This window comes from Pseudoalteromonas sp. S558 (assembly GCF_005886635.1).
Classification (GTDB): domain Bacteria; phylum Pseudomonadota; class Gammaproteobacteria; order Enterobacterales; family Alteromonadaceae; genus Pseudoalteromonas; species Pseudoalteromonas aliena.
This window is the reverse complement of sequence record NZ_PNDU01000287.1, coordinates 1-9,655: the sequence shown is the minus strand read 5'-3', so window position 1 is coordinate 9,655 and position 9,655 is coordinate 1. Positions and strand designations below refer to the sequence as shown.

Below are 9,655 nucleotides of genomic sequence, written 5' to 3'. Positions count from 1 at the left end.
AAACAAGGCGAACTTACGCGTCAATAGCTGGCCTATTGCAAGTAAATTCAACGTAGTTAGCGCTGAAAATAGCTGCTTGAGATAGATTTATTATCCAAAGTTCAGGCTAAATAGGGTTAATTAAGAGTTTAATCAAGAGGATAATTATTATGCACACTCCACCTTATACAGCTGTAGACGCAGCTGTTGCTATAGCAGAAAAAAACATCAACGAACATCGTGAATCCGCTGATATGAGAGCTACCGTAATCGACTTGCTTTCGCACCCTAAACATAATCAAAAGACGATGACAAAACATGAAACAGACCAAATATTTATTCTTGGCTACAATTAAGGCTCCGCTTAGTACCATAAATAATTTTAGAATAACTATTTACACAGAAACCGATAAAATGTAATGATAACTATTATCGTTAAGTTGAGTCGGTTTTTTTATGCCTTTAAAACATACGCAATATCGTTACCATCAAGAACTCTCTTGTCATTGCTTGAGACCTGGCCTACATGCACCTATGCTCGTTGCCGATTATATAGAAACCGCCCTTAACGTAGCCAAAAATTTTGAACGACAGCATAACCCTTTGCTCCAAGAGCTTTATCTTAGGCGTACACATCATGAAATTATGAACAAAATGTGCGACCCTCTTATACACAATGCTATTCGAAAACAATGCTTGAATCAGTTATACAAACCACTGTTGGCATTAAAGCGGTTTTATAAAGTTCATAACAACACGGCAAAATTTTTAATACTTGAGCGTGAAGCTCGTATTCTTAGTCACGAATTTAACCCTTTTTAAGGAGCGCATTTATGAGTAATTTTAGAGTAGAAGCAGACAGCATGGGCGAATTACAAGTACCTATTAATGCCCTCTACCAAGCACAAACACAACGAGCCGTTAATAACTTTGCGATTAGTGGCCTTTCTATGCCTAAGCAATTTATAACCGCACTGGCTTATATAAAACAAGCAGCCGCACAAAGTAACTGCGAACTTGGACACCTAAATAAAGCCAAAGCACATGCGATTGAGCAAGCATGCCAAAGTATTATTGATGGCGATCATGTTGAGCACTTCCCAGTTGATATTTTTCAAACAGGCTCAGGTACAAGTTCAAATATGAACGCCAACGAAGTTATTGCAACGCTTGCTAGCCGATTAGGTAATGAGAGCGTTCACCCTAACGATGATGTAAATATGGGGCAAAGCTCTAACGATGTAGTCCCTACTGCTATCGCACTCAGTAGTGCGATAAATGTAGTGTATGAGTTACTTCCTTCGCTTGAAAACTTATCGCAAAGCCTAGAAAAGAAAAAAGCTGAAGTAGGCCATATAGTTAAAACGGGCCGTACGCATTTAATGGATGCAATGCCTGTTACGTTTGATCAAACACTAAGTGCATGGCAATCACAAATTAATCATGCTGCGGCAGGAATACGACATAGTTTAGAGCGTGTTTGCGAGTTAGCACAAGGCGGCACAGCAGTGGGAACCGGTATAAACGCGGACCCTAAATTTGCAGCAAAATTTACAGAAAATCTGAGTGCCAATGTAGGTATTAGATTTACGCCTAGCAGTAACTTTTTTTATAATATTGGCTCACAAGACGCCATTGTAGCGCTTTCGGGGCAATTAAAAGTACTCGCTGTAGCACAAATGAAAATAGCGAACGACCTTCGTTGGATGAACTCAGGTCCACTTGCAGGTTTAGGTGAAATAGAGCTTGAAGCACTCCAACCGGGCTCATCTATTATGCCAGGTAAAGTTAATCCTGTGATACCAGAAGCTGCCGCAATGGTAAGCGCACAAGTAATAGGTAACGACGCCACTATAACTGTCGCAGGGCAAGCGGGTAATTTTGAATTAAACGTAATGCTGCCAGTCATTGCGTATAATATTTTGCAAAGCATAGAATTACTTGCCAATAGCGCGCAAGCATTGGGCGATAAAGCCATTGCCAGCTTTAAGGTGAATCAGCCAAATATAGACAAAGCCCTAGCAAAAAATCCAATTTTAGTAACAGCACTTAATCCGGTGATCGGTTATGAAAAAGCGGCAAAAATAGCAAAGCAAGCTTACAAAGAAGCCCGCCCTATTATTGATGTAGCCGAACAAGAAACCGATTTACCACGCGAGGAACTCGAAAAACTGCTTAACCCTACCAAACTTACACAAGGCGGATTGTAGTTTTTTTGGATCTAAAATACGGCTTTAATTATCTGATTATATAGTTTTTATTGCCGTCAAAAATGCAGTGTGTATGATAGTGATGAATAATTCATCACTATCAAGGTTTGTAATGCGTACTTCATTGTTAGCTATACTTTTACCAATTTGTTTAACAGCGTGCTTAGATAAAGCCCCTACTGATACAGAACAAACAAAAGTGACTCCAGAAACTGAATCATCAATGCCTGCTGTGCAAAAATTACAAGAAAATACAAAAAGTAATGTTGCTGAAAAACTGCCCACAGCTGATTTAAAAGACATATCAATCGATGATATAAAAATGGCTAAAGCCGAGTTAAATACACTAATTACAGATAAGCAGTGTGATACAAGCATGGAGTGTAGAGTCAGCCCAGTCGGTAGTCGTGCATGCGGTGGACCTAGTAGCTTTGCTGTCTACTCAGTAAAAACGGCATCTGAAAAACAAGTAACAGCACTTAGCGAAAAGATTACTAAGCTTGAGAGTAGCTATAATGCACAAAAAGGTATGATGAGCATTTGCCAACATTTAACCACACCTAGTACGCAGTGTGTTGAAAATAAATGTGTTAAGCTTGAAGGCTCAGCGGTAAGTGTATTTTAAGGATATCATTATGAGTTGTTTGCCATCGCCAGCTAATCTATCAATTTTGAGTATTGCTAGTAGCATGCTATTGCTGAGCGGCTGCGTTAGTACTACACCATCAAGCAGTGTTCAAAAGCAAGATCTAGCGGGCTTAAATAGCGAACTAAACAGTATTATAAACAACAGTTGTACGGCTAGTTTTCAGTGTAAAGTGCTTGAAGTGGGTGCTAGAGCATGCGGCGGGCCAAGTAAATATGTTGTTTACTCAACACTTAATACTTTACAAGAAAAAGCTGAAAATATTGCGGCTCAAATAACACAGCAAGAAGAAACACAAAACAAAGAAAAGGGTTTAACTGATTGCTTACCTTTACTTGAAGTGCAATCGCTGTGTATTAATCAGCAATGCCAATCGTTTGATATAAAATAATAAACTACATATAACTTAATCTCAGCGTTAACTTAAATACGGAATTAACGCTGAGATTACAATCACCATAACCACACAAATACCCGCTTTTATAATGTACTTCATAGGCATTGTTTTTAGCACCCAGTACGCATAAATGTAACGCACAAAATAACTCGCCGCAGTACCAAACAGCGCAAAAATAATTAAGTAGGCAATTAAAATTATATTCATAATAATCTAGTGCAGCTACTTAGTTTTTTTAGTGTGAGCAATTAGTAAGTCAGCTACTTGTTGCTTTACGGCTCGCTTATCATCACTTTGTACTTCAAAGCGGCTCGCCAGTTGCGCTATTTCATCATCATTTAGATTAAACGATAAACGTTGGCGCGTTTTTTTAGACTTTACATCTAAGCCAAGTATTTTACGGATCATATCTGACGGCGTGAGTTCTTGATCAATTGCCTGCTTTTTTATCAGCTTTTGAACTTCGCTGCTTAGATCAAATGCCATTTGCGTGGCACGCACAGCTTGTTCCTGACGTAACCACTTGTCTTTAGCATCACTCACTTAGCATCTCCGGGAAACAAGTCTACAATGTCTGACATTGGACGCGTTAGCGTTAGCGATACTTCGGTTTCGCCGCCATCCCAAATCTCGATATTTAAACCAAAACCTTCGTTATCTGACGCTAAGCAAATCATTTCACATGGCTCACCACCTTCTTGCTCATAGCGAGGTAATGCTTGGTTGCGGTAATCTTTATTATGAAAATAACACACATAAGGCGACTCGCTTTGTTGATAGCTTTTAGCTAAAAACTGCATAAAGCGCTCTGGTGTATTTTGCACTGTAATGTGGGTTAACGACTCTTCATCAAAAATACGCGCAAACTCATCAAGACTAAATATTTCTTCAACTTCGTTTCGCTGAATTTTAATAGAAAAGTTAGCCCACTCTTCACCATCATCTTGCTCAATTTGTAAAAATACTACTTGTCCACTGTTTGTCTCAAGTACAAATTCAGTATCGCTACTGTGCTGATATTGGTAAGTCTGAATACCAGTAACACGTAGCGTTTCACCTTTTAACCATACAGGATAAGCAAATGAATCGATAACGCTAAACATGTCGCCTTTTTTAAGATCGCTCGGATGATTAAGCTGACGTTCTGGCTCTTTTTTAGATTTGAAAAAATTAAACATAGGAAGGCTGCCCTCTAAGCAAAAAAGGTAACTGAGCAAAACTCGGTTACCTTTTTAAAATATAAACGTAATGGTTAGCTATTTTGCTTAGCTTTGATGCGAGCTAAAATATCAGCACTTTTTGGACTTGTGTCGCCAATGCCTGCTTCAGCCATTTTTGCTTTTAAGTCATCGCCATTTACGTCTGACTCAAGTTGCTTTGCAGCACCAAGCTGGTCATTTCGATCTTGTTGGCGCTGCTTAATGCGTTCAAGCGATTGACGAGCCGATGTCATAGACGAGCTGTTTGTATTAAGCGTGCTGTTAACAGCCATTGTTGCTTGCTGTACGCTTTCAGTGGTTTTAACCATTGTAAGCTGACGCTGATTCTCTTTAATCGATTTTTCAGCATCTTTAACTTGCTGCTTAAGCGCAACGATATGGTTGCTAAAGCCAGATAACACTTGCTCGTTTTCAGCTTTTTCAGCTTCAAAGTCACCAATTTTTTCTGCAATTTCTAATGCTAACGCTTCGTTGCCCTTTTCAAGCGCTTGGCCTGCATACGCTTCATGTTCAGCGATCGATGCATCTACAGCGCTAATTTTACGCTTAGTTTGCATTTCTTTAGCCATTACTTCAGTAAGGCTTTTTTTAGCACGGTGAAGCGCATTTTGCGCGTCTGCAATTTCTTGCTCAAAAATACGAATGCCATTTGCATCGACAATTGCTTCGCCTGCTTCACGAGCGCCGCCACGTACTGCTGTAAATAATTTTTTTAAAATACTCATAATCTTAACTCCACTAACTAGCTATTAATCGTTTAAATACAAGGTCACGGCTTCTAGTGCATCGATAGCGTTATCGGCTAATGTCACTAGTTCGTGGGTAACGTCATCTAATGATGAATTTACCGACAGTGCACCAAAAATCGCGTATTTGTTATCGATTTTAGCAAATGCACTCAGTGGAATTGGCACGTTTAAACGTAGTAATGTTTCGTTTAACTCGTTGCGTAATTCACTTTTAACTTCATCTTCGTCAAACAAGTAGCTAATACATAAAAGCTGCTCTTGTGTTTGTGTAACAAAAATTGGAAGTTCATCATTTCCATCAACAATGACTTGTAAAACATCTTGCTCGCCAGGGTTGGCAATCAAGAAAGACTCAAAGTTAGCACCTTCAGTTTCAAAAGAAGCTAATTTTATTGAAAGTTCATTTAATTCCATGTCTCTGCCTTTTGTCGTTTGACATATTATGTCTGAGTTAAGATTCTCACGGCCGACATATTATGTCAACCTTGTTTTTTAATTTTTATACAATTCGCTTTCTATTTGCCATGCAGTTCGGTAATAATCATATAATTGACCAGAGCCTAACCTATTGACCTCAACACTTTTAACTTGTTCAAAGTAATGGTTGGGAAATACAAAACTTGCTAATAAATACTCTTTACTGATCCACCTTGATGGCACTGGCATAACAGCTACATCATTAATTCGACCACTAGCCGACTGACCCATTTTGGTGGCTATAGTCCAACCCCACTGACCAAACGAAGGGATGTTTTGCTGATATTGTTCAACATAGCCAAACCCTGCGGCTTTGACCGTTTTACCTATACTTAAAAATGCTTTTTTTGCATGGTAAGGTGAAGTCGATTGAACCGCCATTGCACCATCGGGTGCTAGTAACTGCCGTACATGATTATAAAAATAGTCACTGTACATTTTATTTAGATCAGGATGATTAGGATCGGGTAAATCAATTAAGATAGTGTCAAATTGCTGAGATTGATCAAGTAACTTTTCAACTTCTAAAAATGCATCACCTACAATTATGTTGGCTCGCGAGTCATGCATCGATTTATTGTTTAGCTGTAGCAATCGCTTATTGATGTGCTCTGGCGGCGTAAAGTCACCATCTTTATGACCGAATAAATTGAGTAGTTGCGCATCTAAATCTATTAGCGTTACTTCACTCACTGGCCATTTTAAAACATCCCTAAGCGCAAGCCCATCACCACCACCAATTATTAATACACGGTCATGTCTGTTAGAGGCAAGCATTGCAGGGTAAACCAGCATTGAATGATATATTTGCTCATCAATACTTGAGAACTGCAAACGCCCATTTAAATATAAATCGGTGATTGGCTGAGGTTGGTTTTTGCTTAATCTTTCGGTTAAAACTACGTGCTGGTATTTGGTTGCTTGCGAATAAATTACTTTATCTTTGTATAAAACATTGCTTAGACTGTTCATCCAACCACTGCCAAATACCAAAATAAAACCAAAGAGTGCCAACAATACTATATGGCAAACTAAGAGCGCCTTAGCAAAGCGTACATGGGTGTGGTAGCGCCATAAAAACGCGAGCCCCGCAATGATATTAAATAACGCCGTCCACGCTGCGGCTTGCATTATAGGCATTGAGAGCATGATACTTACCCAAATGGCTGCACCAATACCAGCACCAATATAATCGGCACCATAAATAGTCCCTGCATTGTTTTCTAAAAAACGGCCATAAACATGCTGACGAATACGCGCTATAAGCGGTATTTCCATACCAATAAATAAGCCTAGTATTAAACCAAAAACATAAGGTAGAAAACGTGACCACTCTTGTAGCTTTTGAAATACGTAACCATTAAGTACAACATCAGGGGGTAAATTAAAAATACTCGAAAACAAATGAGGAAGAGAATAACTAACTGCTATTACACTCGCTATCGCTAAAATGCAGCCCATGCCAATCAGAGCTATAATGCTTTCTAGCCAAGCAAAGGCAGTAAATGCGTCTTTAAACCAACGCGCTAAAAAAGCACCTAAGCCCATTGCTACAATCATAGTACCAATCATGGCGTAAATAGCACTCTCTACTGAGCCAAGTACACGGCCAGCATAATGAGACAGTAAGTATTCATAAATAAGGCCGCACCCAGCAAGCACAGCCATAACAGTAATAAGTAATATATCGTGCCCAAGTAAGCGAGACTTACTTGGGCTAGTTGTGGTTGATGACACTGATTATGCGCCTAGTAAGGTTGCCATAGTGATACCTACAGCAAATGATACTGCTGCAGAAATAGTAGCTACACCTACATTTTTTTGACGATTAACTTCATCTGAAATATCGCAACCAGATAAAATTATTTTAATTGTCACTAAGTGCAAAATAATAAATGCGACAAGGCTCACAACAGCGCTAATAGCCCAGTATAGTAAACTCGCATTAATGTTATCCGCAGCGTATGGCGCAACACCTGTTGCAGCAGTAATAGCTAATGCACTACCGACTAAAAATCCAGCGTAACGAATACCTACAGCTAAGTTACCATCTACAATTGCTTGTTGTAGGCAATCGCCGCTTTTATTTGTACGCTTAAATAACTGTACTCGATACTGGCTAACAAGTAGTAATACAACGCTACCTATAATAAAGGCGGCAATTACAATTGGAAGACCATGCCAGCCGTCAGTAGCCACCCATAAAAGAGCTGAGCGAATAACGATAGCAACGCTAACAACATGACCAAAATCAATTATTGAAGCTGTAACGTTACCTTTAACGATTTCGTCGTGCAGGCTTACTTTACGAAGTGCTACTTTATCTTGAAAAAAGTGACCTAACTTAATAAGTACAATTGCTAATGCGCCGTAAGCTAACATTTGCAGTGCTTCTTGTTGCAGTGTTGCAGCAAAAGCACCACTACTTACACCTGTTAATACAATCGCCAGTGCCACTAAGCCAGCGGCAAAGCTAATACCAAAAGCAAAGTTATCACGTTCTGTTATTTCATCATTTGCATGTAAGTTTGAAACCCAGCCTTTTATATATTTAAGGCTTACAAACAATAAAACAATAATTGCAAAATCAATCGCCAGCGCTTGTAGCGACCACATAGTTATTCCATTAAATTCATACATATTATTCTAACTCCAACTTTATTCTTTTACTTACCACGGCTCACGCCACGAGAGGTTCTGCTACCGCTATCACGCACCGATCCTGAGCTATTGCTATAACTGCTCGAACGAGAATAACTACTGCGGCTTTTTGCTGGCGTATAACTACTACGGCTTAAACCTGATGCACCTGTTTTTTTACTCGCATAAGGGCTTGTAAACTGCTTACCTTGGCGTTGGTATGTTTGGCGCGTGCGTGTTTCTAGTGCGCTTTGGGTTTTAATTTGTTTAGGGCTTGAATAACGCGAACGGCCATAGTCATTGTAATAGCTATACTTTCGGCGCTTACTCCAGCTTCCATATTCAACACGGTCAAATACATCACCTAAAATACGGTACATTCCGTACCATTGCCAAAAGCTAATACCATTGCTATTTGATTGCCAGTTACCATAGTTAGGGTTACCTACCATTTGATTACCAACACCCTCACCTTCAGCTTGCTTACTAATTGCGCCTACACGCGCTAAGGTGCCTTTCGACATATCAGCGAGCATATTAATAGGATCGGTTAACGCATCAGAAAATAGCGTAGGTTTAGATGCATCACGCAACAAATCAATGCTATGTAATGTATTTTCATAAGGAGGAATTAAGTAAGTTCCTTTAACATCTTTAAGTCGCTGTGTTAAGCCACTATAAAGTGCGCCTTGGCGCGTTGCATCAAGGGTAATTACATCAACAACTTTTGTAAGCTCTGGTTGTTGTTTTTTAAGAAGCTCGCCATATTCTTTAAGTAACACAGCATTGCGTACACTTCCATTATCGAGGGCAGTACCAAGCTGAGACAGCTCCGTATCTACCTTTTTAATAGACTCTTGAATTGTTTGTTGCAGCTGCTCTTCTTTGGATTGACAACCCATAAGCACTGCGAACAAACAAAACAGGCTCATAAGTTTCCAAGCTTTAATATTCGACATTCATGTCACCTGATTTACTAAATTAACTTAGGTAGTTTTACACAGGTCACTTATTAAACCAAGAATGAAATTGCAACAAAATGAGAAGAAATGAGCATTTCTGTAATCAGGATATTATTTAGTAAAAATATGAAGCTATATAGTGAAGTTCGAATTAAAGTTGAAGCTTTATAATACCAATTCCATTAAGTATGTGATCTAAATTTTACGCCGAAAAAATAATTCAATTCTAGGCGTAAATTGATGTAAATGGTTGTTCCCTTTGCAAATTTTATACCAATTCCATTTATTAGTTGGTCATATTAATCCATGATCTTGAACAGAGTGAAATGACTCTATTAATATCACTTCTAAAATTGTTCCAAGCGATTGAGCACT

The 9,655-nt window shown here is 39.0% G+C and carries 13 protein-coding genes; 5 read left to right on the top strand and 8 right to left on the bottom strand.

Annotated elements, in window-relative coordinates; genetic code table 11:
- Positions 1–149 precede the first annotated feature (149 nt).
- From CWB66_RS17100 to CWB66_RS17080, 5 genes are all read left to right on the top strand, one after another.
- Positions 150–335, top strand: a complete 186-nt coding sequence (locus CWB66_RS17100) for a hypothetical protein (protein ID WP_077536563.1) — start codon at positions 150–152, stop codon at positions 333–335.
- 100 nt (positions 336–435) lie between these two features.
- On the top strand, positions 436–801 hold the full coding sequence (locus CWB66_RS17095) for a hypothetical protein (protein WP_252371789.1): 366 nt from the start codon (positions 436–438) through the stop codon (positions 799–801).
- Positions 802–812: 11 nt separating this feature from the next.
- A complete protein-coding gene (locus tag CWB66_RS17090; protein WP_138586304.1) occupies positions 813–2,189 on the top strand; it encodes a class II fumarate hydratase in 1,377 nt (458 codons plus the stop codon).
- A 112-nt stretch (positions 2,190–2,301) separates the two neighbouring features.
- Positions 2,302–2,814 carry a hypothetical protein gene (locus CWB66_RS17085; protein WP_138586303.1) on the top strand — a complete coding sequence of 171 codons (513 nt, stop codon included), beginning with the start codon at positions 2,302–2,304 and terminating at the stop codon, positions 2,812–2,814.
- Between the two features lie 10 nt (positions 2,815–2,824).
- Entirely contained in the window at positions 2,825–3,226 is a 402-nt protein-coding gene (locus tag CWB66_RS17080; protein ID WP_138586302.1) for a hypothetical protein, read from the top strand.
- Between the two features lie 27 nt (positions 3,227–3,253).
- On the opposite strand, the gene CWB66_RS17075 is transcribed toward CWB66_RS17080, so the two are convergent.
- The 8 genes from CWB66_RS17075 to CWB66_RS17040 all read right to left on the bottom strand — a co-directional run bounded on the left by CWB66_RS17075 (position 3,254) and on the right by CWB66_RS17040 (position 9,277).
- Positions 3,254–3,439, bottom strand: coding sequence for a hypothetical protein (locus CWB66_RS17075; RefSeq protein WP_077536558.1), 186 nt, complete (start codon positions 3,437–3,439; stop codon positions 3,254–3,256).
- Positions 3,440–3,454: 15 nt separating this feature from the next.
- Positions 3,455–3,775: a hypothetical protein gene (locus CWB66_RS17070; RefSeq protein WP_077536557.1), complete on the bottom strand. Its 321-nt coding sequence runs from the start codon at positions 3,773–3,775 to the stop codon at positions 3,455–3,457.
- A complete protein-coding gene (locus CWB66_RS17065; RefSeq protein ID WP_138586301.1) occupies positions 3,772–4,410 on the bottom strand; it encodes a DUF4178 domain-containing protein in 639 nt (212 codons plus the stop codon). The genes CWB66_RS17070 and CWB66_RS17065 overlap by 4 nt, the downstream gene beginning before the upstream one ends.
- A gap of 74 nt (positions 4,411–4,484) precedes the next feature.
- Positions 4,485–5,177 (bottom strand): PspA/IM30 family protein, encoded by a 693-nt coding sequence (locus CWB66_RS17060; protein WP_138586300.1) that lies wholly within the window; start codon positions 5,175–5,177, stop codon positions 4,485–4,487.
- A 24-nt stretch (positions 5,178–5,201) separates the two neighbouring features.
- Entirely contained in the window at positions 5,202–5,615 is a 414-nt protein-coding gene (locus CWB66_RS17055) for a YjfI family protein (RefSeq protein ID WP_004335098.1), read from the bottom strand.
- Between the two features lie 78 nt (positions 5,616–5,693).
- Positions 5,694–7,415, bottom strand: a complete 1,722-nt coding sequence (locus CWB66_RS17050) for a polyamine aminopropyltransferase (protein ID WP_138586299.1) — start codon at positions 7,413–7,415, stop codon at positions 5,694–5,696.
- Positions 7,416–7,418: 3 nt separating this feature from the next.
- Positions 7,419–8,318, bottom strand: a complete 900-nt coding sequence (locus CWB66_RS17045; protein WP_024589503.1) for a DUF350 domain-containing protein — start codon at positions 8,316–8,318, stop codon at positions 7,419–7,421.
- Positions 8,319–8,344: 26 nt separating this feature from the next.
- Positions 8,345–9,277 carry a CHAD domain-containing protein gene (locus CWB66_RS17040; RefSeq protein ID WP_138586298.1) on the bottom strand — a complete coding sequence of 311 codons (933 nt, stop codon included), beginning with the start codon at positions 9,275–9,277 and terminating at the stop codon, positions 8,345–8,347.
- Positions 9,278–9,655: the final 378 nt, after the last annotated feature.